Here is a 25,620-nt window from a genome sequence, read left to right on the forward strand (position 1 = left end):
AATGTCGCGTTAGCGTGAGAACTCTGGAACGTGCTACGCAACTATCAAAGTAGCGTATGGAAATGGTACACTCGCGCGTTTACACTATTAAGAAACGTATTCAGGAGACACGAACATGGCCAGCAGAGGCGTAAACAAGGTGATTCTCGTCGGTAATCTGGGCCAGGACCCGGAAGTACGCTACATGCCGAGTGGTGGCGCAGTTGCCAACATTACGCTGGCTACGTCCGAATCCTGGCGTGATAAAGCGACCGGTGAGATGAAAGAGCAGACTGAATGGCACCGCGTTGTGCTGTTTGGCAAACTGGCTGAAGTGGCTGGTGAATATCTGCGTAAGGGTTCTCAGGTCTATATCGAAGGCCAGCTGCGTACCCGCAAATGGACCGATCAGTCCGGTGCCGAGAAGTACACCACTGAAGTGGTGGTAAACGTTGGTGGCACCATGCAGATGCTGGGTGGCCGTCAGGGCGGTGGCGCACCGGCAGGTGGCGGCCAGAACCAGCAGCAGGGCGGTTGGGGTCAGCCTCAGCAGCCACAGGGTGGCAACCAGTTTAGCGGCGGCGCGCAGTCTCGTCCGCAGCAGCAGTCCGCACCGGCACCGTCTAACGAACCGCCAATGGACTTCGACGACGACATCCCGTTCTAAGCCTTTCGCGCTTAGTCGTAAAAAAAGCCCCGAAAGGGGCTTTTTTATTTCTGGCTCGCGTAGCGTTGTAAAAACCGGGTGAAGTCGCTAAAGCTGAGCGGTTTCGAGAAAAAGTAGCCCTGCAAACAGTCAATCTCATTCGCCTTGAGATAGGCCACCTGATAGTCATACTCAACGCCTTCCGCCGTCGTCAGGATATTCATCCGCTTTGCCATATCAATCACGCAGTCAATCAGCGGCGTCGCGGTGTCCTGGGAAATCTGCCGGGTAAACATGCGGTCAATCTTAATGCTGTCAGGATTAAGGTTGGTGATAAACGCCAGGTTGGAAAACCCCGTGCCAAAATCATCCAGCGCGATTTTAATGCCGCTGCGCTTAATGTGGGCAATCTTCGCCACAAGCGCATCGCTGATATCAATGTTTTCGCGCTCGGTAATCTCAAACACCAGGGTGATGCCAAGCTCCGCAAACGTGGCTGCCCAGTCATCGATAAACCGATCAAAGGAATTGTCCACCACATGCGCATGGCTGATGTTCAGGTTGAGCTTAAAGCCCGGCTGAAAGGTGGCATCACCCTGCCGCAGGTCGTGAACTACCTGTTCCAGCAAACTTTCCGTCAGGTCGATAATCAGCCCGGTGCTTTCCGCCACCGGGATGAAAACGTCAGGAGGAATAAAGCCCAGCTCGGCGTGATGCCACCTTGCCAGTACCTCTGCGCCCGCCACCGTGTTGGTTCTGGCGCAAATCAGCGGCTGATAGTGCGGGTGAATTTGATGCTGTCTGATGGCGCTGGCCAGCTGCGCGTACAGAGAATGGCGGCGGAGCGCCAGCAGCCAGGTTAGGGTCGCCATGATGGTCGACATCGACAAAATAAAGGCGATAGAGAGCCATGAGGCGGTCACGAACCCAATAATTTCACCCATCTCCGGCCTTCTCCATGCCAGCGAGTACAAGGAGGAGTGGGCCGGAAACGGTTCATAGTCGGCAAATTGTGCCGTCGCGAGCGACCCTTTTTGCAGCCCGGCGGCGTTCAGCGTTTTACCTGATACCTGAATAATCAGATCGTTGCCCATTACCTCCAGCAGAAAGCGCAGGTCGGACGCGACGTAAAGCGTTCCCTGAGGAAAATGGCTTATCAGTGAAATAACGCTAATGTCGGAGGCACTAAGGGCGTTCGACATCCACACCGTTTTATCCAGCGGAAGCCGGGAAGTGACGCTGGCGTGTTTATTCGCTAACAGAGAAGAACAGCTAATGTGCTGATTGTGAACGAAGTTTATCGAGTAAATATGCATATAGCGGCCCGGCAGCATATTCAGCGCTTTCTCGACGTTAAAATTGCAGACTTTGCCCAGCAGCGCAGACGCCTGGCGGGAGGCTTCATGCGCATCCCGCAGCATGCTGTCCAGAATCGACTGCACGTAGCGCGCCTGCTCCGCCATGCGCTTTTGATGGTTATCCAGCCCGTTAATCATCGCCAGCGTAGTGGTGACCACCAGCGTAAGCAAAAATGCGATACCGGCGGCCAGTACGCGGTTTTTGGTCTTACGCAAAAAATTTTGCTGATACATGGTGGTGCGCCTTACGCGCGTTCCGGCTGCATATACTGCTGATGGAAGGCCTCTTTGCTCACCGGGCGAGAGAACAGGAAACCCTGGCCGTATTTCACGCCGTGACGCAGCATGGTGGAGACATGGGTGTAGTTTTCGATGCCTTCAATGACCACGTCCACGTCGACATCCTCCACGTACGCCAGCATGGCGAAGGTATTGTCGAGGCGGTTTGCGGCCAGACAGCTTCTGTCGAGCTTGATGTAGTCGGGCAAATAGAGCGCCAGCCGCGACCGGAGCTTTTCCAGACAATCAATCCCGTCCCAGGCCAGGTTGATCCCCGCATCGTGCAACATATCGAGGTTCTGCTTCACCGTCTCATCAAGCTGGTCAGCGCCATCGGTGATCTCAAACACCAGATTGCGTGGCGCGAGCGGGTGCGCAGCAATCAGCGCAAGCACGCGGGCAGCAAAGTGGCTGTCCTGAAGTTGCACCCAGGAGATATTGAACGTAAAAAGCCGGTTATCAAGATGCTCGCGCGGCTGGCCGGCAAGAAATTTAAACGCCTGCGCCAGGATGTAATCCCCCATCGGCAGAATACCGCCGGTTTTTTCCAGCTCGCTGATGAACAGATGAGGCGGCACAATATTGCGCCTGTGCGTGCCTCGCACCAGCACTTCGCCGCCGATGCAGACAAACCGTGAGAGATCGAAAATCGGCTGGATAACGAAATCGATACCCGAGTCGAGTTTATTTTTTTCGACACACTGCACGACAAAATGCGTACTCTTTTCCATGCCAGCCTCGTAGCCACAACAATACAGCCTTAAACGACACAAACGCCGCCCAACTTAACCGGGCGATCAGCTGGCGATGATTTTATTTTTACCGCTTTTCTTGGCCTGATAGAGCAGTTTATCGGCACGGCCCAGGGTATCCGGCAACGAGGTGCCTCCCATCTTGCACAGCCCCGCGCTAAACGAGACGTTGAGATCGTGTTCTCTGAAAGACCGCGTATTCACCGTAATTCGCCACTTTTCGAGGTAGCTTAATGCTTTTTCAGCGCTAATTCCCTGGAACAGAACCGCAAACTCTTCTCCGCCGTAGCGGTAGAGGGTGATATTTTCCAGACCGCGCAGCCGCGAGCCCAGTTCAGCCACGGTTTTCAGCACCAGATCGCCTACCGTATGCCCCCAGGTATCGTTAATCATCTTGAAGTTATCGATATCCACCATCGCCAGATGGGTGTTCGGCTCACTGTTACAGCGCGCCGCATCGGCATCAAACGCGCGACGGTTTTTCAGCCCGGTAAGCCCGTCGGTCAGCGCCTCGTGCGCCGTTTTCTCCTGCCGCTGCTGCGAGCTGTGGATCTCTTCGAAAATCAGCTCCTCCACGCTGGCGGGCTTGATCGTGCCGCCGCGGATGCTCGCCGCAATGCGCATAAAGATGGCGTTAAGCGCGGCTCGGGTCGACCACCAGCAGAAGAGCAGGGCAATAAGCGCGCACAGCGTTCCCCAGAGCGTGCTCAGGCACTGTTGAAAGGCAAGGTTGTTTAGCTCGCTCTGCTCCACTTCGTGCACCAGCAGCCAGGACTGGGAGCCGACCGTGCGGTAGGTGTAGTAGCGGTCGTCCATCACAAAGTCGCCGCGATGCTCCCGGGCGTTCAGCGCGATAGCTTTAAGCCTCTGCGGGTCGAACTGGTAGCCCGGATTGATCACCAGCTCGCCCTGACGGTTCATCACAAAGGTCCGGCTCTTCATGGGGGGCAGCGCGGTGCTGAGGATCTCGGTGCTTTTTTCCATGTCCAGATTCAGCGCCAGAACGCCCGTATTCGACCCGTCCGAGCCGTTAATGATGGGCAACGAAATGGTAATTACGCGCTCTCTGTGAGCGAAAGGGTCCCGGCTGACGCTGTAGTGCGCCTCGTCCGAGTCTTCGATGGAAATCGAAAACCACGACTCTTTGCGTGGGTCCCATTTCTGCTCTTGATCGTCGCTAAGCGGGACATAAGGAAGGCGGATATAGCTGCCATTATTGTCCACGTGAATGATTGAGAGGGCGTCCGGCATAATGCGCAGGCGTTCGATCATCCAGTTGCGCAGCGTCCTGTCGTTTTCGTGTATTTTGTCGAATTTATGCTGATCGGCGGCGATGCGCGTCATTTCCCGCACGATACGCTCGTAACCATCCAGATATTTATCAAGGAAAGATGCGACATTGCTGATATATAGACGGTTATGTCTTTTATTCGCTTCCTGCGTGGCGGTCCATTGCGAAAGGGCAACCAGCGTACCGACCACAATAAACGTCACAGCAAGTACGGCGAAACAAATATTTAACGGCCTTCTGAAATTCAAACTGTCGATCACTGATAACTCCGGATCATTCTCGTTATACCAAACAAGAGGTATGTACTTAGCGGGATAATGGCAACTCGTTGAGGAAATGTTTAAATGCGTTGGGATAATGGCTCTGAACTACAAACAGTTAACAACGAGTAAAAATAACGCTGAAGACAAAGGGTACCTGCTCACTTTTTGATTGTCAAAGTCGATCGAATAATAAATATTGATCGATGAAATCAATCATGATTTTTTTGGAAAAAATACATAACTATTATCGATCGATATATTCACATTGATTGGTTAAAACGATCTTTATGGCCATTATTTTTTGGTTAGTATTAATATAATCAGCAAGTTGCATGATTTAGCGGGGCGAGGGAGAGGCTAAAGCGAATGCAATGCGTTCGTTATGAAATTAATGTGGGTTTTATGCCAAAAGGGCAGGAAATACCCTTTCCTGCAATAAGGAAAATCTATTTCCTGCAGAATAACAGATGTTAATTATTCGTTTCTTAAATCGTATTCAATGAGCGTCCAGTTAACGGGATAACCATTTTGCCAGGGTAATGTTTCTCCCTTTTTAACATTTACAACATTCGTTACGGCAGAATGATCGATTTGCCATAAACCACTTTGTGGGCAAATATTCCCGCTGGCGCGTTTAATCCCCAGAGGACGCCGGGTGGGATCCGTTTGGGAGCCATAGGCGGCAACCGTCGCCATGGTCAGATTACTGCTGTCTATTTTCATCGCTCATTTTTCCAGAGTTAATACATTCCGTATTAAAAATGCGACAAAATTTGTACATAACTTAACAGAATTGCTGCATTGTCCATTCATATAACTACGGTGAATGGTTTATATTGCAATAAAGCCTCTCCTTCGCCACAATAGCCGCCCTTTTGAATGAAAGTTGAACAAAAATGAAACACCGCTGCTTTAGCTTACTGTTTTTACTGACATTATTGTTTAGCGGCGGCGCGATGGCGATAAACTGCCAGCGCGCGGTCACGCCGCTGGAGAATACCATTTGCAATAATGACAATCTCCACTGGCTGAATAGCACCCTCTCCCTGATCTATAACCAGGCGATTCTGGAGGAGGGGGTAGCAGACATCGATAAAAAATATGACGAGTGGGAAAAGCTGCTGGAGAAATGTACCTCAGACACCTGCATAGAACGTGCTTACTATGCCGGCATCAGTGCGATCTCCGACACCGACCGTAATTTCAAATGGGAAGGAAAATGGTGGAACATGCTGGCGCCCAATATGAGCGGCGGCGTGATCCAGTTCAGCCGAAACGCCCAGTGGAGCGTCACCCTGGATATTCGCGCCTGGGCAGGCATCAATGAAGACGAATTTACCGCCGAAGCAAGGCGGCTGTACGGCATGCTGGCCGTTGAACGCGTGGTGGACACCAGCAACTGCAAGCTCTTGCTGATCCCCAGAAAGGACGGCTCGTTGCAGGTATACAGTAATTCCGACTGGGGATGCCGTTTATCCATGCCCACCGGGGTGTTCCTGGACGGCGCGTATAAGCTTTCCGAAACCGATCCCCGGCCAAAAGCCACCTTGCTCTCTCTCGGTATCTTCCCGGATAGCGCGTTGGATGAGAAATTCCGCGCCCTGGTGGGGGAGGATTATCAAAACTTCGTCGACAGTGCCAACGTCTATATCTACCAGAACGATATCGATAATATCGGCGCGCGCGTGCTCTCAATGTGGGTTCAGGGTGCCGCGAACAGCCGCACGGCTATCATCATGTACACGCCAAAAGGCGAGATTTGGGCAGGCCGGATCTCTCCGGTGAAAGTTGGCGGGCTGGAGCTGCGCTACTACAGCACCGACGGCAGCGACCAGCGTAAAATGCCGCGTACGCTGGCCGCCTGGAAGGTGCGTTTTCTCGACGAATAGTTACGCCAGCGTGCCGACGATGGTGAGATCGCTGTCGTCCGGCACTTCGTTGTACGACAGCACGTGCAGGTTGCTGGCAAACAGACGCCCGTAACGTGAAATCAGCGGCCGCAGCTGAGGCGTCACCAGCAGCAGCGGCGGCAGACCCTTCGCTTTCATCTGCTCCTGAATCACAGGCATCGTGTTTTGCAGCTGCGTCAGGATGTTCGGATCAACGGCAAAACTGTCCAGCGCCACCTTGCCGGTTTGCTGAGACTGGTTCAGCGCTGCCAGCAAAATATTCTCCAGCGCGTTATCAATGGTATAAGCCGCCAGCTTTTGCCGATCGCCGTTAATGGCGTGGAGGATGGCGCGGCGCAGCGCGTAACGCACGTCGGCGGTAAGCAGGATCGGATCCTTGGTCACGGCTGAGCTTTCCAGTAGCGTAGAGGCAATGGTGACAATATCCTTCAGGGACACCTGCTCCAGCAGTAGCTGCCGGTAAATGCGCAGCAGCAGGCTAAAGTTGAGCGCATTCGAGAGATCTTCCGCCAGCTTCGGCGCCTGCAGCGCCAGACGCGCGTGCAGGTGGGTGATATCGTCATAATTAAACAGCTCCGGCAGATGCTCACGCGCCACCTTGTTGACGTGCGTTGCCACCACGCTGGCGCAATCCACTACCTGATAGCCCAGGTTCAGCGCTTTGGCCTTCTGGTCAGGATCGATCCAGACGATCGCCATGCCGTAGGCCGGATCGGTATCCAGCACGCCGTCAATTTCGCCGTACAGCTCTGCGCCTGGAATGGCCATCAGCTTCTCGGCATATACTTCGCCGAGCGCCGTGCGGATGCCGTTGATGTAGATCGCGTACTGGGCGGGCTTCAGGCGGAAGTTCTCCCGGATGCGGATCTCCGGCAGCAGCACGCCACACTGTTCAGACACCACCTGACGGACGCCGCGAATACGCTGCGATAGCGGGCTTCCTTTCGCCGTATCGATCAGCGTCACCAGCTTATAGCCCAGATTCAGCCCAATCGGCTCGACGAGCGGAATACTTTCCCAGTTAATCGCAGGCGTCGCGTCCGTTGCCAGCGCGTCGCTAATGGCGTCGTAGTCGGTCTCTTCGGCGGCGGGCTTCACGACCTTGCTCTGTCGCCAGGCGGCAAACAGCAAAAGGGCGGTGAAGCACAGGAACGCGATGTGCGGCATGCCGGGAACAATCGCCAGGATGAACATGACGAAGGCGGCGGTATACAGCACCTGCGGTTTCGCCAGCAGCTGCGTTTTAATCTCATCGCTGACGTCGTCGCCGTCGCTGACGCGGGTCACGATAATCGCGGCGGCGGTGGCGAGCAGCAGGGACGGGATCTGCGCGGCCAGGCCGTCACCGATGGTCAGCAGAACGTATTGCTGGAAAGCATGGCTGGCATCGAGATTGTATTTGAAGATACCGATGCAAATCCCGCCGATGACGTTGATGACCAGCACCATGATCCCGGCGATGGCGTCACCACGCACAAACTTCGAGGCACCGTCCATCGCACCGTAAAAGTCGGCCTCTTTCGACACCTCTTTACGGCGGTCTCGCGCCTGGTTTTGGTTAATCAGCCCGGCGTTAAGGTCGGCGTCGATCGCCATCTGTTTACCCGGCAGGGCATCCAGCGTAAAGCGGGCCGACACTTCAGAAATACGTTCCGCCCCTTTGGTGACCACCACAAAGTTGATGATCATCAGGATGATAAAGACCACGAACCCGACCACGAAGTCGCCGCCAATCACCACCTGACCAAAGGCTTCGATAACCTTACCGGCCGCGCCTTCGCCCTCATGACCATGCAGCAACACCACGCGGGTAGAGGCGACGTTCAGGGTAAGTCGCATCAGCGTGGTGATCAGCAGCAGCGTCGGGAAGACGGCAAAATCCAGCGGGCGCTGCATATTGACCGCCACCAGCAGCACCACTACCGCCAGCACAATGTTGAAGGTAAATAAGATATCCAGCATCAGCGGGGACAATGGCAGCATGACCATTGCCAGCACGCACAGAAGCAGTACCGGAACGCCTATTCGCCCTTTACTGAGTATGGCAAGCGCCTGCTGTAACTTACTGTTCGCCATTGGCTTTTAAGACCTCTTTTGGAATGTTGATCTGCCTGTTCAGGCGGGGTTTTTGTTCAAGCTGGCCGGTACGCCAGGATTTAATCTGCATGACGTAGGTCAGCACATGCGCAATCGCGCGAAAAAGCTGGGCCGGAATTTGCTGGTTTACGCGGGTGGTGTGGTAAACCGCACGCGCCAGCGGTGGGAATTCGACCACTTCAATCTGGTGATGGCGGGCCACGTCCCGGATATGGAGCGCAATATCGTCCATGCCTTTTGCCACGATGTAGGGCGCTTCGGCTTTTTTCGGGTCGTATTTGAGCGCAACGGCGTAGTGCGTCGGGTTCGTGATAATCACGTCTGCCTCCGGCACGGTACGGTTGATCTGCCCCATCGCCATCTGGCGCTGAAGCTGGCGAATACGGCCTTTGATCTGCGGGTTACCGTCGTTGTTCTTGTACTCTTCTTTCACCTCTTGCTTGGTCATGCGCATTTTTTTGGTGAACATGAACTTCGCCAGCGGCACGTCGAGCAGGGCGAAGATCACAATCACCGCAATGAAATAGACCAGCACGTGATGCAGAATGCCAAATCCCTGATGAATCGCCTGACTCAGGCTCAGCCGCTGCAGGTGCAGCAGCGGGTTGAGCGAGCTGTGCACCATGGTGTAAAGCACCGCCAGAATAATGCCGCACTTGAGCATCATCTTGCCGACGTCAACGTAGTGGCTGCTGGAGAACATGCGCTTCACGCCGCTGATGGGGCTGAGTTTTTTAAAGTCGGGCTTGAGCTTTGAAACGGTGAACACCCAGCCGCCCGGGACCAGGCTTGCCACGATGCAGGCGAGGGGGATCGGTGCCAGGGTGATGATAAAGCGGATAATCACCCACACGTTCAACATCAAAAACTGGCTCAACGCCCCCTGGTCATCCAGCCGTCCCGCCATCATGCCGACCGAGGTAAAAGACTCCTCGACCAGCGTTTTGTAATAGGGAAAAAAGGTGCCCATGGTGATGAACGACGCCAGCAGGCCCACGGCCATGGTGAGATCTTTGGAACGCGGGAGATCACCCTTTTCGCGCGCTTTGCGCAGCTTTTGCGCTGTGGGTTTTTCACTTTTATCGCCACCGGCCGCCATCAGTGCGTCCTCACGGCTTCGAGCCTGGCCAGGATTTCGGTGGTCAGGTTGAGATAGTGGTCGGGAATATTGGTCATCATCATCGAAATACAGAGCAGGCCAAACAGCATGCTGATTGGAAAGCCCAGCGAGAACAGGTTGAGCGTGGGCGAGACGCGGTTAAGCAGCCCGAAGCCGCCCTGCACAATCAGCATTACAAAGGTGGTCGGGATCGCGATAAGCGTGGCCGACGACATAATCCAGCCCAAGCTCTGTACAATCAGCAGCAGGGTGGGTTTATTGATGGCCTGGCCGATGGGCCACCAGACAAAGCCTTTGTAGAGAATAGTGACCACCAGCAGGTGCCCGTCCATCACGAAAAACAGCAGGCCGCAGAAGGTGTAGATCATCTGCGAAATCACCGTGGTTGAGCTGCCGTTCACCGGGTCGTTCATCATCGCCATGCCGAGACCCATATTCATTGAAAGAATATGTCCCGCCGTTTGCAGCGCAACGAAGACCAGCTGCATCGCCATGCCAAACAGCATGCCCCACAGCAGCTGTTCACCGATGAGCAGGACAGTGCGCATCGACATCAACTCGGTGCTCAGCACTTTTTCCGGCAGCATCGGGGTGATGATTGCCGCCAGCGCCAGTGCCAGCACGGTTTTGATACGTCGGCTGAAGGCGCGGTTGTCCAGCACCGGGCAGAAGTGCAGAAACGCCAGAATGCGGAAAAACGGAAAAACCAGCGCCAGCAGCGGGTTGATCAGCGTAGAGATATCAATGCCCATTGCCCGCTATCCCACCAGCGCCGCCGCCTGCTGAAAAATATTGACGGTGAAATCCACCAGTTGGGTAAGCATCCATTTACCGCCAATAATCAGCACCGCCAGCGTGACCAGAAGGCGCGGCAGGAAGCTCAGCGTTTGTTCGTTAATTTGCGTGGTCGCCTGAAAGATACTGACGCACAGGCCGACAATCAGGCTGGGAATAATCGCTACGGCGGAGATAATCAGCACCAGCTTAATGCCGGTTGCCATGATGTCCCCGGCAATGTCCATCGTGACCATTGCTAAAGCCCCTGCACGCTGGAGGTAAGCGTACCGACAATCAGCGTCCAGCCGTCGCACAGGACAAACAGCATCAGCTTGAACGGCAGCGAAACAATCAGCGGCGAAAGCATCATCATCCCCATTGCCATCAGGATACTGGCGACAATCAGGTCAATGACCAGGAAAGGAATGTAGATCATAAAGCCTATCTGGAACGCGGTTTTCAGCTCGCTCAATAGATACGCCGGGGTCACCACCGTTAAATCCTGCTCTTTCGGATCGCCCGTCACGCCCGCAATCGTCATCATCTGCGACATGGCTTTATTGCTGGTTTGTGCCAGCATAAAGTTTTTCAGCGGCGCTTCCGCCTTGCCGAACGCCTGCTTCATGGTGATCTCGTCATTCTGAAACGGCACGATGGCGTCCTGATAAATGGTGGTCCACACCGGGCGCATCACCAGCAGCGTGAGCGCCAGCGCAATCCCGGTCAGGATTTTATTGGGTGGACTTTGTTGCAGGCCGAGCGCCTGGCGCAGGATCGCCAGCACGATGATAAAGCGCGTAAAGCAGGTCATCATCATCAGCATCACCGGGAGCAGACCCAGCAATGTCATCAGGATCAGGATTTCAATTTTGACGTTGTAATCCTGGCCGCCAGCGGTAGTGGACGAACTGAACAGGGTGATATCGCCGTTCGCCGCCAGCAGTTGCGGAGAGACCAGTAAACCGCCCAACAGCAGCCACGGCAGGGCGGTGCGCAGGTGCAACGTCATCTTGTTAACTCGCCCAGCTCTTTGCTGTTGAATTCGAGAATGCGCAGGCCGTACTTATCGTTCAGCACAACCGCTTCCGCTTTACCAAACAGGATGCCGTTGACTTTAATATCCAGCGGCTCGCCCGCCATTTTATCCAGCTCAATCACCGAGTCGTGACCGACGGTCATCAGCTCTGCCAGCGACACCTCAACGGAGGCCACTTCCAGCGTCAGCGTGACGGGAATACGGCTGAACAGCGCCATTTTGCGCAGATCGTCAATGCCTGCCGGCGATTCCGGTTCCGCCTGGATGTCCATGCGGATATTGCCCTCAACGGTCTCTTCACGCGGCATCTCGCCGAGATTCAGGTCGCCAAAATCCAGGGACTGGCTCAGGTCTTGTTGCAGATCACTCATAATGCTTCTCAATGGTTCTGTCGTTAAATTCACAGAGTAATAACTTGCCGCGATCTTCAGCGATTTTGGCGTCAAAAATCTGTTCTTTGCCGATATACACAGGAATGTTTTCGTTAATATTGACCGGGATAATATCCCCCGGCTTTATCCGAGCCAGCTGGGCCACGGTGAGGTTGAGGCTGGTCACATGGCCGTGAAGCTTCAGCGGCAGACCGTAAAAGATCCTTTCGATTTGGGCGGGCGTCGGCGGCGCTTGTCGGCTGGTGGCCTGATCGGCGTCAGGCGAGCGCAGTTTTGCCAGCAGGTGATCGACATGCGCGTTATCAAACAGCAGGGTAAAGCTGCCCTGCTCATAGCCTTCGAGGGTAAAGGTGACGCACCAGGACCACTGATTAATGACGGTGGTGTTATCACTTTTAATCTCAACGTCCTGGCCGAACGTCTCTTTGTCGATTAATAATCGCGTGAGATCCAGCCCAATTTTATTTTTCAGGCGATCTTCGGTTTTTGTCACCGGCTGATGAACGTCCAGCGATTTATTACGGCTCTCTTTTCCCAGTCCGTAATAATCGTGAAGTATTTGCAACAGCAGCGTGCGTTCAATACTAAAGGCCATTGATCCAAACGGCGTTGAAAAGAGCTGCGTATTTTTATATGTCTGGTCGATGGCAAAGGTCATCGACTGCAGCGCGACGTTGACACGCAATTTTTTCAGAAAATAAATGCTTAAACGCGCATCGAAGATATCAAAACTGTCGTTCATCATCTTGGGCAATTTATGCCACGGACGTCCAAGCTTGCTCACGTCGAGCTTTACCATATCGGGGAGCGCCTGACGTTGGTAGATTCTGATTCGCTGAGGAGCTGCTTGCATAGATCTTCCGGATAACGATCGCCGTAAGCATAAAGCAGATGTCTTTACACATTGCTTAGCGGCATAAAAATATTTAAGTTTTGTTTAACCGTGTCGCTTTGTGAGTGAGTCGGTCTGCGTCACTATAAAGCCATATTGTCGGGTGGCTTTATTAGGGATATGAATTAGACGCTGTTCGTCTGTCATAATCAAGATGCCATGGATTATTAATTCGTTATTTTAGCTCGATTAATGTGCATTAATAACTCCTGTAACTTAATGATTTTTAAGGATTAAGATTTTAATACCCATTAAAAACAAGACAATTCCTAACGGTGAGTTATAATGCGCTCCAGTCATGAATTCCCGTATTGAAAAATACCCGGTTAATTCGCTGTTATCCATATTGAATAGGCGTCTTTCTATAATGTACCTGAAAAGGTGCAGCGGGCCCGTATTCGCTCCAGGTTAACAATTAGCTTAAATGTTGGTGAGTTGTTATGAGTATTGTTATTGAACATGAAGCCCATAATGAAAATGGATTTGTTGCCCGTGCGCCAGAAAGCATAAATGTATTTTCATTAGCCCGTCGTGTTGCTAAATATAATGTGTCGGTACTCATTACAGGCGAGACGGGTACAGGCAAAGAGTGCGTTTCCCGCTACATTCATGAAAATGCCTTAGGGGCAGATGCGCCTTACGTTGGCGTCAATTGCGCGGCGATTCCGGAAAGTATGCTCGAAGCCATTTTATTCGGCTACGAAAAAGGTGCATTTACCGGTGCGGTTACCAGCGTGGCGGGTAAATTTGAACAGGCCAACGGCGGAACGCTGCTGCTGGATGAAATTGGTGATATGCCATTAGCCCTGCAGGCGAAATTATTACGCGTATTGCAGGAGCAGGAAGTCGAACGTCTGGGAAGCCATAAAAAAATCCCTCTGGATATTCGTCTGGTGGCGTCTACCAATAAAGATTTGCAGCAGGAAATTGCTGAAGGACGTTTCCGTCAGGATCTGTTCTACCGTATTTCCGTGGTGCCGATTCATATCACGCCGCTGCGCGAGCGCCGTCTGGATATTATTCCGATGGCGATGCGTTTTATCGCCAAATATAAAGCGTTTCATAAAGGCAATATTCGCTTGAGCGAAGAGGCCCGTCAGGCGCTGCTGACCTATGACTGGCCGGGCAACGTGCGCGAGCTGGAGAACGTGATTCAGCGCGGCATGATCCTGAGTAACGGTGAAGTGATCACCGCTAATGATTTTGGCCTGCCCGTTCCGGCCACGATGACGGCAACGTCCGGCGTCGATTTGATGCCCGCCTACCGCGAAGCGCAGGCTGCACCGTCGGCCATCGGCAACGTTAAGCTGCACGGGCGTATGGCGGAGTACCAGTACATCATCGAACTGCTGAAACGCCACAACGGCAATAAGTCGAAAACCGCCGCGTTTTTAGGCATCACCCCGCGCGCACTGCGCTACCGACTCGCCTCAATGCGCGAAGAAGGTATCAATATCGAGTGCTATTCCTGATGCGTGCAAGAGACTAACACCATGGACAACATTACCGCTCTCGGTATGCAGGCCCGCCAGCAGGCGATGCTGGACAGACTGCACAACACCGCCGCCGTGGCCTCCTCGGGGGGGATCGGCGCGTCGACGTTTATTGCGCCAGGTGCCGATTTCCCAGGCGTGAACAGCGCACGCGATCTCTCTTTTTCGCAGGTTCTGAATAACGCTATCGACAACGTTGATGCCATGCAGCACGCCGCAGGGGCAAAGCAAAAAGCCATTGAGCTGGGTCAGAGTGACGATCTGGCCGGGGCGATGATTGAATCGCAAAAAGCCAGCGTGGCCTTCTCCGCCATGATGCAGGTTCGTAACAAGCTCACCACTGCGCTCGACGAAGTGATGAATACTCCGCTGTAAGGTTTCCCTCGTGCTGACAAAGTTAAAAGATACATTTTCTGCCCTCCCGCTGCCGACCGGGCGCATCAAACCGCAATGGCTTATGGCGGCGGGTGGTGTGCTGCTGGTGGCGGCGATCGTTTTCTCTCTCTGGCGCAGCAATCAGGGCTATGTCGCACTGTACGGCAGCGATGAAAAACTCCCGGTGGCGCAGGTGGTTGAGGTGCTGGGCGCAGAGTCCATTGCGTATCGCATCAATCCTGACAACGGCCAGATCCTCGTTCCGGAAGATAAACTCCCGCGCGCGCGTATGGCGCTGGCGGCAAAAGGCATTACCGCCGTGATGCCGGACGGCTACGAGCTGATGGACAAAGACGAGATGCTCGGCAGCAGCCAGTTTGTGCAAAACGTTCGCTACAAGCGCAGCCTGGAGGGAGAACTGGCCCGCAGCATTATGGCGCTGGATCCGGTCGAGAATGCGCGCGTCCACCTGGGGCTGAGCGAGTCCAGCTCGTTTGTGATGACCAACAAACCCCAGAGCAGCGCCTCGGTGATGCTCCAGCTGCGCTACGGCAAGCATCTTGATGAACAGCAGGTGGCGGCCATTGTCCAGCTGGTGGCGGGGAGCGTGCCGGGTATGCAGCCGGGCAGCGTGCGCGTGGTGGATCAGGCGGGCAATTTACTCTCGGAAAATGGCCAGCAGGGCGGCACCAGCATGGCGAGCATTCGTCAGGGGCGTGACGTCATTGAGCGCATCAAAAACGAAACCACCAACAATATTGCCGCGCTGTTGTCCCCGCTGTTTGGCAACGAGAATTTCCGCATCAGCGTGACGCCGACCGTTGACATGAGCAGCGTCGAAGAGACGCAGGAGCGCCTGGGTAAAGAGCCCCAGGTCAGCGATGAAAATATCTCGCGCGAGAACACCACTAACGAGCTGGCGATGGGTATCCCCGGTTCGCTCAGCAACCGCCCGGTAAACCAGCCTGCGCCCGCTACCCCGCCGATGGCGGCTAACGCGCAGACGGCACAAACCGAGACGCAAAACCGCACGCCCAGCTCGCTCTCCAGCCGTTCGCAGGAGCAGCGTAAATATGCCTTCGACCGCGACATTCGTCATATCCGCCATCCCGGCTACAAGCTGGAGAAACTGCGCGTGGCGGTGGCGTTAAACCAGGCGGCTAAGCCGCTCGCCAGCATGACGCCGGAACAACTCACCGCCTTAACCCGGCTGGTGGAAGACGCGGCGGGCATTGAAAAAGACCGCGGTGATTCCCTGACGCTGGACCGGCTGGCCTTTATCGACAGAACGCCAGACGGCTTCCCGGAGCCGAAGTGGTGGCAGGACCCGAACATTCAGTACTGGGGGCAAAACGGCGGCATCGGCATGCTGATCCTGCTCGCGCTGCTGTTCGGCCTGCGTCCGCTGGCGCAGCGCTACGGTCGACGTGAACCTGTCGAGCTGGCGGCGATTGAAGGAAGCGCCCAGACCGAGGCGATTGAGAACGACATGGTAACCACCGAATCCGGTCTGACCGGCCTGCCTGGCCCGGCGTTCAATCAGGACACCGAACTGCCGCCGCAAAGCTCTGGCCTTGAAACCAAGGTGGAGTACCTGCAAATGCTGGCGGAAAACGAAACGGAACGTATGGCTGAAGTACTGAAACAATGGATCAACAGCAATGAGCGAACTGACAATACGTAACAGCAGTAAGGGCAGCGTCAAAACAGGACGCAGCCGACTGGAACAGGCCGCCATTTTGTTGCTCAGCGTGGGCGAAGAAGCGGCGGCGAAAGTGATGCAGAAGATGAACCGCGATGAGGTCATTCTGCTGAGCGACACCATGGCGCGTCTGCACGGCGTAAAAGTCGATCACGCCCGCCACGCGATGAACAACTTCTTTGATGACTACCGCGAGCAGAGCGGCATCAACGGCGCGTCGCGCAGCTACCTGCGCGGGATCCTCGAAAAAGCGCTGGGCGGCGAGATTGCCAGCAGCGTGATCAACGGCATTTACGGCGATGAAATCCGCCACCGTATGGCGCGCCTGCAGTGGGTGGATGTCCCGCAGCTGGCGGCGCTGATCGAGCAGGAACACCTCCAGCTTCAGGCCGTGTTCCTCGCGTTTCTGCCCCCGGACGTGGCGGCGGGCGTGCTGAGCGCGCTGTCGCCGGAGCGTCAGGATGAGATTGTCTGGCGCGTGGCGCGCCTGGACGACGTTAATCGCGACGTGATTGACGAGCTGGACCGGCTCATCGAGCGCGGCGTGGCGGTGCTTTCCGAGCACGGTTCAAAAGTGGTTGGCATCAAACACGCGGCCAACATCGTCAACCGCATTTCCGGCAACCAGCAGCAACTGCTCGACCAACTGCGCGAGCGCGATGCCGACGTGGTGGATGAGCTGGAAGAGGAGATGTACGAGTTCTTCATCCTCAGTCGTCAAACCCCGGCGACGCTGCAACGCCTGATGGAAGAAATTGCCATTGAAGAGTGGGCGATTGCGCTTAAGGGCACCGAGCCGGTGCTGCGTCAGGCCATCTTCAACGTGATGCCGAAACGCCAGGTGACGCTGCTGCAATCCACCACCACCCGTCTGGGACCGGTACCGGTGAGCCGTATCGAACACGTGCGTAAAGAGATCATGGCGACGGTGCGCCAACTGGCGGAAGAGGGCGAAATTCAGGTTCAGCTGTTCACCGAGCAGACCATGGAGTAACCCATGTACAAAAAACAAAGCTTACCGCTGAGCGCCCTGACCAACAGCCGACAGGCGGTGATTAAACCGCGTCTGCACAAATTTCCGCCGCTGCGCAAACGTCGCGTGGCCCAGAGTCTCCCCGACGAGATGCGCCACGTCCCGGACGATGCCGCCCTGCAATCCCAACTGCAGCAGGGCTTTCAGGAAGGGCTGAACAGCGGTTTCGCGCAGGGGCTGGAAGAGGGCAAAGAGGAAGGGTATCAGGAAGGATTACGCCTCGGTTTTGACGAGGGCGTGCGCAAGGGCCGCTCCGAAGGCAAAACGCAGGCGCGCCAGCAGTTCCTCGAAGCCGCGCACCCGCTGGACAGTATTATCGCCTCGATGGAAACCTTCATGGCGAATTACGAACAGCGTCGCCGGGAAGAATTATTGCAGCTGGTGGAAAAAGTGACCCGCCAGGTGATCCGCTGCGAGCTGACCCTGCATCCGACGCAAATCCTCACCCTCGTGGAGGAGGCGCTTGCCGCGCTGCCACAGCAGCCGGAGCAGGTCAAAGTGCTGCTGAACAGCGACGAGCATCGCCGCATCAGCGAAGCGGAGCCGGACAAAGCGGCGCACTGGGGGCTGACCGCAGACCCCGACCTGCCGCCCGGCGAGTGCCGGGTGATCACCAATACCACCGAGATGGACGTGGGCTGCCAGCACCGCCTCGATCAGTGTATGGACGCTCTGAAAGCTAACCTGCTGCCGGAATCGCACGATGAGTGATCACGATTTCGAGCAGGTTCTGCGCTCGCTTGAAAACATTAACCTCGCCCGCGTGGCCGGAAGGCTGGTGCGCGTGGCGGGCATTTTGCTGGAGTGCGTCGGCTGCCGTCTGGCCGTGGGCCAGCTGTGCCAGGTGGAAGGGGGCGAGGGCGAGCTGATTGACGCCCAGGTGGTCGGGTTTGACCGCGACGTCACCTTTCTGATGCCCTTCAAACAGCCTGCCGGACTGATGGCGGGCGCGCGCGTCTTTCCGATGGACAAACAGCACGGCGTGCTGATTGGCGACCAGTGGCTCGGGCGCGTGGTCAACGGCCTTGGCGAACCGATCGACGACAAAGGCAAGCTGACCGGCGATACCGTGCTGCCGCAGCAGCTCCCGCAGGTTCATCCGCTAAAACGCCAGCCGGTTGCGGAGCCGCTCGACGTTGGCGTGCGGGCGATCAACGGCCTGCTGACCATTGGCAAAGGCCAGCGTGTGGGGCTGATGGCGGGCAGCGGCGTGGGGAAAAGCGTGCTGCTCGGGATGATCACCCGCTACACCCAGGCCGAAGTGGTGGTGGTTGGGCTGATCGGCGAGCGTGGACGCGAGGTCAAAGAGTTTATCGACCACTCGCTGGGCGAGGCGGGACGCCGTAAATCGGTGATTGTCGCCGCCCCGGCGGATGAGTCGCCGCTGATGCGCATTAAAGCCACCGAGCTGTGCCATACCATCGCCAGCTACTACCGCGACAAAGGCAAGGACGTACTGCTGCTGGTCGATTCCCTTACCCGCTATGCCATGGCGCAGCGTGAGATCGCGCTCTCGCTGGGCGAACCGCCTGCCACCAAAGGCTATCCGCCGTCGGCGTTTGGCCTGATCCCGAAGCTGGTTGAAAGCGCGGGCAACAGTGAAAGCCTGGGCTCCATGACCGCTATCTACACCGTGCTGGCAGAAGGTGACGATCAGCAGGACCCGATTGTTGACTGCGCGCGCGCCGTGCTCGACGGCCATATCGTCCTCTCGCGCCATCTGGCAGAGGCCGGGCACTATCCGGCGATTGATATCGGCCAGTCCATCAGCCGCTGTATGAGCCAGGTGACGGAACAGGATCATCAACGCGCCGCCCGCACCCTCAAGCAGCTTTACGCCGAATACCAGAGCATTAAGCCGCTGATCCCGTTGGGTGGCTACGTGGCGGGAGCCGATCCCGTGGCCGACAGAGCGGTCAACCTCTCGCCGGCGATAACCCGTTTCCTGCAGCAGGAAGTGCAGAACGCGGCCCCGCTCGGCAACACCATTGCCGACCTTAACGCGCTGGCCCAGGCAGGATAATTCGCGATGAGCAAACTGATTACTACCCTTGAACAGCTACACCTGCTGCGCAACCGCGCGGTGAACGATCTCAGCGCTCGTCTGGCCTCCCAGCAGCAGCTGTGCCAGCGGCTGGAGAAGAATATTGACGCCCTGACCCACCTGGCGAACAACAGCGTGCAGGAGATGCAGGGCAGCGCAACGCTGCTGTGCAATCAGTCCGGCTATAAGCGCCATATTCAGCGCGTGATCGACTGGCAGAAGCAGGAGCAGGCGCTGGCGCACGTCGAGGCGCAAAAACTTCAGGGCAATCTGCTGGCGGAGTCTCGCCGCGAAAAAAGCCTCGAAGTGGTGCTGGAATCGCGTCGGAAAGAGCATCGTCTGGCGCAGGAGCGCCGCGATCAGAAAACCACGGACGCGGTCTCCGCCCAGTGCTGGCTGCGTCAACAACAGGCACAGCGACACCGATAAATGAGTAACCTGATGCAGACGCTGCTGAAACGCCAGCAGCAGAAAAAGACCTACGCGACCCCGTTTGTGAGCGTCGTCTGTCCGACCTGGAATCGCCGGGCGTTTTTGCCCTATCTGCTCTATATCTTCCAGTATCAGGACTACCCGGCCGACAAGCGCGAGCTGATTATTCTTGATGATTCGGAACAGAGTAACGAAGACCTGATCGCCATGATGGTCGACCCTGCGGTGGGTAACGTGCGCTACGTGCACAGCCCGGAGCGGCTCGATCTCGGTAAGAAGCGCAACATGCTGAACGAGATGGCGAGCGGCGAGTACATCCTCTGTTTTGACGATGATGACTATTATCCGCCGACCAAAATCAGCACGCAGGTGGCGGCGATGCAGCATAACAACGCGCTGTTTTCCGGTAGCGACACCATCTATATCTGGTACAGCCATCTCGATAAAATTTACCGCACGCACGCTTTTGGTGAGCGCCATGCGCTCAACGGCACGTTCGGCTATCACCGCAACTTCCTTAAAAATCACCGTTATGAAGACACGGCCACCCTCGCGGAAGAGCAGGCGTTTCTGAACAATTTCACCGCGCCGATACAGCAGATCGATCCGCGCGACGCAATTTTGTGTATCTCCCACAGCGCCAACACCTACGACAAAGATTTTGTGCTTGGCTCCTCCACGCCGGTGGACCTGACGCTGGAGGATTTTGTCACCGATCGCAACCTGCTGAGCCACTACCGGCGTCTGAGCCAGGCACCGCTGAGCACCTCGGTGGACTGGGCCGCGTTTGACAAGGTAGCGGTGATGTATGACCCGGCGCAGCCCGAGGTTCTTGCGGCGCAGCTGCAGGCGCTCTCCTCGCTGGGGCTTGATAACCACCATCTGGTGCCGTTTGCCCGCGACCCCGGCCATAGCGAGCTGGAGGCGCACATCCAGGTGCTGGACGTGGCGCAACGTGAGCAGTGGCGCAGCGTGGTGCTGCTTGATGCTCGCCTGAAGTATGTGCGCAAAGAGAACTCGCTGAAAACGGTCAATCAACTGCTGAGCCGTTTGCCGCATATCGACTGGCAGGTGGTGTTGCTGGGGGCGCGATATAACGACATCTCGCTCCTGAAAGCGTTGCCCGGCGTAGCGCGTGTGCTGAGCGCCGGTTGCGGCTGTGCCTATGCCGTTAACGGCAGCTATATCCCGACGCTGCGTGATTTTTACCAACAGGCGCACGAGCATGGCGTCAGCCTCGACGCCTGCTGGCCCATGCAGATGCAGTCTCACTGCTGGCTGGGGTTACAGCCCAGCTTTGCCTTTTTACCTGAGATCCCCGATCCCGCCAGCGGTGACGTTATCGACTGTACCCACTGGTTTTTTCGCAAAAACTTTCAATGAGTATCGCCGCCACTGTAGCGGTCTGGTGTTCTACGCCTTTAACCCGGTACTGAGCCGCACCCTGCCGCGCACGGCCAACGGGATGTTCCAGGACCGCACGCTGCGCCCGATCAAACAAGAGAAACTGCGTCGCGGCGACCTGGTCTTTTTCAACATTAGCCAGCGCCCGGGGGCCGATCACGTCGGCGTTTACCTGGGCGACGGACAATTTATCGAAGCGCCGCGCACCGGTCTGAATATCCGCGTGAGCCAGCTTTCCGACAGCTTCTGGCAGGACCACTACCTCGGTGCCCGCCGGATATTAACTGAAGAGGCCGTCCTGTAACGGCCTGACGCTGAATACCCCCTCAAGGTATGCGCCGCCAGGGATGGCCCTCCTGTATAAAGATTGACTGAGAGACTTGTATGAACCAGACGCGTAAAAAATTTGCCATTGATGATGGCTCCACCAACGTCAAAATCAGCTGGATTGAGAATGGCACGCTGAAAACCGTGGTCTCGCCCAACTCCTTCCGTAAAGACTGGAAGAGCGCGGCGCTGCTGCGCGGCCAGGCGGTGCATAACTACACCATCGGCACCACCAAATACACCTACGACGCCACCTCGGATAAGGCGCTGTCGACCACCCATATCGACTATCAGTACGACGATCTGAACCTGCTGGCGGTACACCACGCGCTGCTGCAAACCGGCGTGACCCCGTGTGACGTTGAAGTGATTGTGACGCTGCCGATCACCCAGTTCTATAACCCGGACGACTGCCAGCGCAATGAAGATCGCATTGAGGCGAAGCGTCAGAACCTGATGCGCGATATTACGCTCAACAAGGGCGAGTTGTTCCGTATCGTCGACGTTCAGGTAATGCCGGAAAGCCTGCCAGCCGCGCTGTCGCATCTGCTGAATTCCAGCGTTAACGAATTCACAAAATCGCTGGTGGTGGACTGCGGTGGCACCACCCTGGATATGGGCATCGTCGTGGGGGAGTTTGATGATGTTTCCGCCATTTACGGTAACAATGAAATTGGCGTGGCGATGGTCACGGACGCGACGCGCAAGCTGCTCGCCGCCGCCGACAGCGACTCAAGTTACCTGGTGGCGAATGAGCTGATCAAGCGCCGTCACGACCTCGACTTCGTGAAAAGCGTCATTAACGACGAATCGCGTATCGACGAGATCCTCGAAAAAATCGACATCAAGATTCAGGAGCTGGGCGATCAGGTGGCGTATGAGGCGAAGAAATTTGCCAAAAACCCGAACCGCGTTTACCTGGTGGGTGGCGGTGCGCATCTGATTGAAGGCGCGATTCGGGAAGCGTACGCCACGCTTGGCGACCGCGTGGTCACTATCGACAACCCGCAAAGCGCGCTGTCGCGCGAAATTTGCCTCTATCACTCGGACGCGGGCGCGCAGACCATCGATGAACCGTTAATGGCCGAGGTGGGCGAGGATGCATAAGGGGCAGATCCGCCGCGTTAACCTCTCCCTTCACCTGACGCCGGAACAGTCGCACGCGGATCGGCGTGCGATGCAGCAGCTGCAAAAATGGCATCAGTCGGTACACCAGGCAGACAGCGTTGACGATGCCAACATGGCTATCCGCGGTTTTCATCGTGACGTCTACCTGGCCGGTTTGCAGCTGTTTCTGTTAGATCCGGCGCTCTGCCACCATGTGGCGGAGTCGCTGGGGCGCGAAAATCTCACGCTCAGTGCGCTGCTGGGCGAGCTTCAGCCCGCGCCGGAAAAGCAGGAGGAGCCATCCGCACAGCTGATGGAACTGCAAAAAATTCGTGAGGAGGTCGCCGCGCTTAAGCCTCTGATGGAACAGCACAAACTCGCACTGCAGCAGCTACGCATGGCGGCAAAGACCGCCAGCGCGCCAGCGCCCGAACGCGATAACGTTGAAGTGAGCAAGGTTGACGCACCGGTAGAGAAAATGCAGAAGATCCGCCAGAAAGGGATCTTCTGAGGCGAGGTCCCTTTGTCTGAACATCGTCAGGGATGGGGGCAAAGGGAAACGCGGATCAGGTAATGACGACCGGCCAGTCGGGTGGGGTATGGCTCATGGCTTCTACCATCACCACTTTGACGTTTTCCCATATGGCGGCGATATCCAGCAGGGTGATGCCAAGCAGTCCCGTAGCGAACCAGCAGGCCGCGCCGACGCCCAGCAGGGTGCTGATCACCGCGAGACCGGCGTAGTCAGATTTACGAAACTGAATATTCAGCGTGCTGGCTAAAAACATCAATACCGCACTGCACAAGGGCCAGCGCAGGAGAACCATGCTGGTTGTAATGGTTGCCATAAAACCCATCCTCAAAACAGACGAACTACACTGAAACAGTGTCTTGCGTTACATAATATGTGTGAACTATATCACGTTTGTAGATTTATTCGCCAGCCTCAGGTGGGTAAAAAGCGGGTATTTATAACCAGTGAAAATATATCTTCGCAGGCGCAGCAGGCCTTTTCTCCTCCTCTTTATAATAAATTCATCAGGATAGGCAAAGCGCGGCAATAATCCGTAAGGTGTATAACGTTTACAGTATCAGACCTATGGATTATGCTTGAGTGGATAAATAAATGTACCAGCGGCAAATACGTCAGATTGATGATTTATTTGGCTTTTTTATTATTTTGTACCTTTTCATTTACACTCAGCCCTTATTTGACCATTCGGTTTATTCTTTTTCTTATCTGATTTGCTGTGGTTGCTATTTCATTAATGACCTGCGAAAAAAAGATGAAAGAAAAAAGAAACAAGATTGTTAATGACAGCATGCAGGCGCTGCACGCTCTGGCAAAACTGATCCCTCAACTTAACGCACAGTGTTCCCTGGCGGAGATGCTGAAAACCATCAACGGCGCGCTGGGCTCGACGCTCGCCTGGGTCAGCGTTGACGGGGAAGGGGTGCAGCGGGTGGTGAGCGCAGGTGAGGTCACCTGCCACCCCTTTGAAGTGGCGGATTTTCTTGCCAGCACATTGCTGCAACGCCATCATCGCGCCTGGCGCGTTATCTACTGGAAAGAAAACATTGGTCGGGCGCACTTTGCCCCGCAGCATCCGGGCTGTGCGCAATTGCAGAGCGGGGTGCTCTGCAAACTCTCAACCCGGCACGGGCAGTGCAGCGGGTATTTCTTTCTGGCGTTCGATGAAAAACTGTCTGCTTTGCCGATCCTGAAAAATATTGTGGCGCTGCTGGTCGAAAAATTAAAAGACTACTTTGAAGAGATGCTTGCCCGTGAAAAAACGGCGCAGGAAATGCAGCGGGTCGTCACACAATATAAAACCCTGTTTGAACGTGCCCCGGTGTTAATGAACGCGTTCGACAGGCATAACCGCTGCGTCTTGTGGAACGCCGAGTGTGAAAAGGTGTTCGGCTGGAGCAGGGCGGAGATTGCGGCCCATGCGGACCCGCTAACGTTGTTTTATCCCGATCCGGACGAGCGACGGCGGGTCAGAGAGTCGGTTCATCACTCGCCGCTAAAAGACATGTATGAATGGCATCCGGTACGCAAGGACGGCACGCCGCTCACCATCCTCTGGTCGAATATCCTGCTGCCGGACAACTCCATTCTCAATATTGGCCTCGACATCACCGAACGTAAAAAAGCCGAGCAGCGGCTGGCCGTGAAGGCGACCACTGACGATCTCACCGGCTGCCTTAACCGTTCCGCCATTTTGCACCAGCTGAAAATGGCGCTGGCGGTGAACTCCCGTCACGATCCTCGCAGCCATTTCTGCGTGCTGATGTTCGACCTGGATTATTTCAAGCAGATTAACGATGGGTGGGGACATCAGGTGGGCGATGCGGCGCTGCGCCATTTCTGCGACTGCATTCGCGCGCTTAGCCCGGCGGATTCACTGCTGGGGCGCGTGGGCGGTGAGGAATTTTTACTTCTGTTGGCAAGGGGCAACGGGGAGGCGGCCACGCGGTTGTCCGCCCGGTTACGGACGATGCTTAGCAGCAAACCTCTGCAGGTGGGCAATAAAAGCCTGGTGCTCTCCTTTAGCGCGGGCGTGGTCGAGGTGTGCCAGGGACAACGCGACTCGTCGGCGTTACTCACGCGAGCCGATAAAGCATTATATGATGCCAAACGTACGGGAAGAGGAAAAACCGTGGTGGCGTCAGATTATTTATAACGCAACGCATTAACGCCGTGTGCGCAAATAACGCGACATTTATGTTCAGGCTGTACTTTTTTCATGCTGACGTCAGTTGTTTTAATCAACGATCCCCGGCTGTGTTATCTTAAACGTCCTGCTTTTGGTGGATAATTATTTTCCTTAATTGAAACGGAACGAATTCCTTCAGTTTGGCTTACGGGAAAATATTATCGTCATAACGATTTTTAAGATTTTTAATA

Annotated in this window: 25 protein-coding genes and 1 pseudogene; 14 read left to right on the top strand and 12 right to left on the bottom strand. The window is 55.6% G+C overall.

Annotated features, from left to right (window positions below; all coding sequences use genetic code 11):
• Positions 1-115: 115 nt before the first annotated feature.
• A complete protein-coding gene (gene ssb1, locus ACWKX3_RS20770) occupies positions 116-646 on the top strand; it encodes a single-stranded DNA-binding protein SSB1 (RefSeq protein ID WP_006177466.1) in 531 nt (176 codons plus the stop codon).
• A gap of 44 nt (positions 647-690) precedes the next feature.
• On the opposite strand, the gene ACWKX3_RS20775 is transcribed toward ssb1, so the two are convergent.
• The 4 genes from ACWKX3_RS20775 to ACWKX3_RS20790 form a co-directional block, all read right to left on the bottom strand.
• Entirely contained in the window at positions 691-2,217 is a 1,527-nt protein-coding gene (locus ACWKX3_RS20775; protein WP_454542368.1) for an EAL domain-containing protein, read from the bottom strand.
• Between the two features lie 11 nt (positions 2,218-2,228).
• Entirely contained in the window at positions 2,229-2,993 is a 765-nt protein-coding gene (locus ACWKX3_RS20780; RefSeq protein WP_137273372.1) for an EAL domain-containing protein, read from the bottom strand.
• Between the two features lie 66 nt (positions 2,994-3,059).
• Positions 3,060-4,508: a sensor domain-containing diguanylate cyclase gene (locus tag ACWKX3_RS20785; RefSeq protein ID WP_140418828.1), complete on the bottom strand. Its 1,449-nt coding sequence runs from the start codon at positions 4,506-4,508 to the stop codon at positions 3,060-3,062.
• Positions 4,509-5,042: 534 nt separating this feature from the next.
• Positions 5,043-5,291: a hypothetical protein gene (locus ACWKX3_RS20790; RefSeq protein ID WP_137273370.1), complete on the bottom strand. Its 249-nt coding sequence runs from the start codon at positions 5,289-5,291 to the stop codon at positions 5,043-5,045.
• 173 nt (positions 5,292-5,464) lie between these two features.
• Between ACWKX3_RS20790 and ACWKX3_RS20795 the strand changes: the two genes are divergently transcribed.
• Complete coding sequence (locus ACWKX3_RS20795) at positions 5,465-6,457, top strand: hypothetical protein (protein WP_454542369.1); 993 nt, start codon at positions 5,465-5,467, stop codon at positions 6,455-6,457.
• Here ACWKX3_RS20795 and ACWKX3_RS20800 read toward each other — a convergent pair whose 3' ends face one another.
• Genes ACWKX3_RS20800 through ACWKX3_RS20830 form a run of 7 tightly spaced genes read right to left on the bottom strand, consistent with a single transcriptional unit; the run spans position 6,458 to position 12,753 of the window.
• Entirely contained in the window at positions 6,458-8,554 is a 2,097-nt protein-coding gene (locus ACWKX3_RS20800) for a flagellar biosynthesis protein FlhA (protein ID WP_102891682.1), read from the bottom strand.
• Positions 8,541-9,677, bottom strand: a complete 1,137-nt coding sequence (gene flhB, locus ACWKX3_RS20805; protein WP_454542380.1) for a flagellar biosynthesis protein FlhB — start codon at positions 9,675-9,677, stop codon at positions 8,541-8,543. Before flhB ends, ACWKX3_RS20800 begins: the two co-directional genes overlap by 14 nt.
• Positions 9,674-10,447, bottom strand: a complete 774-nt coding sequence (fliR, locus tag ACWKX3_RS20810; protein ID WP_454542370.1) for a flagellar biosynthetic protein FliR — start codon at positions 10,445-10,447, stop codon at positions 9,674-9,676. The genes flhB and fliR overlap by 4 nt, the downstream gene beginning before the upstream one ends.
• 6 nt (positions 10,448-10,453) lie before the next feature.
• On the bottom strand, positions 10,454-10,726 hold the full coding sequence (fliQ, locus tag ACWKX3_RS20815; RefSeq protein WP_006177457.1) for a flagellar biosynthesis protein FliQ: 273 nt from the start codon (positions 10,724-10,726) through the stop codon (positions 10,454-10,456).
• Between the two features lie 2 nt (positions 10,727-10,728).
• A complete protein-coding gene (gene fliP / locus ACWKX3_RS20820; RefSeq protein ID WP_006177456.1) occupies positions 10,729-11,481 on the bottom strand; it encodes a flagellar type III secretion system pore protein FliP in 753 nt (250 codons plus the stop codon).
• Entirely contained in the window at positions 11,478-11,879 is a 402-nt protein-coding gene (locus ACWKX3_RS20825; RefSeq protein ID WP_006177455.1) for a FliM/FliN family flagellar motor switch protein, read from the bottom strand. The genes fliP and ACWKX3_RS20825 overlap by 4 nt, the downstream gene beginning before the upstream one ends.
• Positions 11,872-12,753 (bottom strand): FliM/FliN family flagellar motor switch protein, encoded by an 882-nt coding sequence (locus ACWKX3_RS20830; RefSeq protein WP_088209312.1) that lies wholly within the window; start codon positions 12,751-12,753, stop codon positions 11,872-11,874. The genes ACWKX3_RS20825 and ACWKX3_RS20830 overlap by 8 nt, the downstream gene beginning before the upstream one ends.
• Positions 12,754-13,232: 479 nt before the next feature.
• On the opposite strand from ACWKX3_RS20830, the gene ACWKX3_RS20835 reads away from it, so the two are divergent.
• The 11 genes and pseudogenes from ACWKX3_RS20835 (at position 13,233) to ACWKX3_RS20885 (ending at position 23,220) form a co-directional block, all read left to right on the top strand.
• Complete coding sequence (locus ACWKX3_RS20835; protein WP_006177452.1) at positions 13,233-14,264, top strand: sigma-54 interaction domain-containing protein; 1,032 nt, start codon at positions 13,233-13,235, stop codon at positions 14,262-14,264.
• 21 nt (positions 14,265-14,285) lie between these two features.
• Entirely contained in the window at positions 14,286-14,660 is a 375-nt protein-coding gene (fliE, locus tag ACWKX3_RS20840; RefSeq protein WP_006177451.1) for a flagellar hook-basal body complex protein FliE, read from the top strand.
• 10 nt (positions 14,661-14,670) lie between these two features.
• Entirely contained in the window at positions 14,671-16,344 is a 1,674-nt protein-coding gene (fliF, locus tag ACWKX3_RS20845; protein ID WP_088209314.1) for a flagellar basal-body MS-ring/collar protein FliF, read from the top strand.
• On the top strand, positions 16,322-17,356 hold the full coding sequence (locus ACWKX3_RS20850; RefSeq protein ID WP_006177449.1) for a flagellar motor switch protein FliG: 1,035 nt from the start codon (positions 16,322-16,324) through the stop codon (positions 17,354-17,356). The genes fliF and ACWKX3_RS20850 overlap by 23 nt, the downstream gene beginning before the upstream one ends.
• 3 nt (positions 17,357-17,359) lie before the next feature.
• Positions 17,360-18,106, top strand: a complete 747-nt coding sequence (gene fliH / locus ACWKX3_RS20855) for a flagellar assembly protein FliH (protein WP_006177448.1) — start codon at positions 17,360-17,362, stop codon at positions 18,104-18,106.
• Positions 18,099-19,418, top strand: coding sequence for a flagellar protein export ATPase FliI (gene fliI / locus ACWKX3_RS20860; protein ID WP_006177447.1), 1,320 nt, complete (start codon positions 18,099-18,101; stop codon positions 19,416-19,418). The genes fliH and fliI overlap by 8 nt, the downstream gene beginning before the upstream one ends.
• Positions 19,419-19,424: 6 nt before the next feature.
• On the top strand, positions 19,425-19,868 hold the full coding sequence (gene fliJ / locus ACWKX3_RS20865; protein WP_006177446.1) for a flagellar export protein FliJ: 444 nt from the start codon (positions 19,425-19,427) through the stop codon (positions 19,866-19,868).
• Positions 19,869-21,254, top strand: a complete 1,386-nt coding sequence (locus tag ACWKX3_RS20870) for a glycosyltransferase family 2 protein (protein ID WP_058610805.1) — start codon at positions 19,869-19,871, stop codon at positions 21,252-21,254.
• A 13-nt stretch (positions 21,255-21,267) separates the two neighbouring features.
• A pseudogene (locus tag ACWKX3_RS20875) lies at positions 21,268-21,579 on the top strand (C40 family peptidase); the annotation flags it as partial.
• 80 nt (positions 21,580-21,659) lie between these two features.
• Positions 21,660-22,709, top strand: coding sequence for a plasmid segregation protein ParM domain-containing protein (parM, locus tag ACWKX3_RS20880; RefSeq protein ID WP_006177402.1), 1,050 nt, complete (start codon positions 21,660-21,662; stop codon positions 22,707-22,709).
• A complete protein-coding gene (locus ACWKX3_RS20885; protein WP_101736850.1) occupies positions 22,702-23,220 on the top strand; it encodes a hypothetical protein in 519 nt (172 codons plus the stop codon). Before parM ends, ACWKX3_RS20885 begins: the two co-directional genes overlap by 8 nt.
• 55 nt (positions 23,221-23,275) lie before the next feature.
• Here the strand turns inward: ACWKX3_RS20885 and ACWKX3_RS20890 are convergent, their stop codons facing one another.
• Positions 23,276-23,557, bottom strand: coding sequence for a YjcB family protein (locus ACWKX3_RS20890; protein WP_042321134.1), 282 nt, complete (start codon positions 23,555-23,557; stop codon positions 23,276-23,278).
• 438 nt (positions 23,558-23,995) lie between these two features.
• On the opposite strand from ACWKX3_RS20890, the gene ACWKX3_RS20895 reads away from it, so the two are divergent.
• Positions 23,996-25,396, top strand: a complete 1,401-nt coding sequence (locus ACWKX3_RS20895) for a GGDEF domain-containing protein (RefSeq protein WP_454542371.1) — start codon at positions 23,996-23,998, stop codon at positions 25,394-25,396.
• The last annotated feature ends 224 nt before the right edge of the window (positions 25,397-25,620 follow it).

The organism is Enterobacter sp. UPMP2052 (assembly GCF_053709675.1).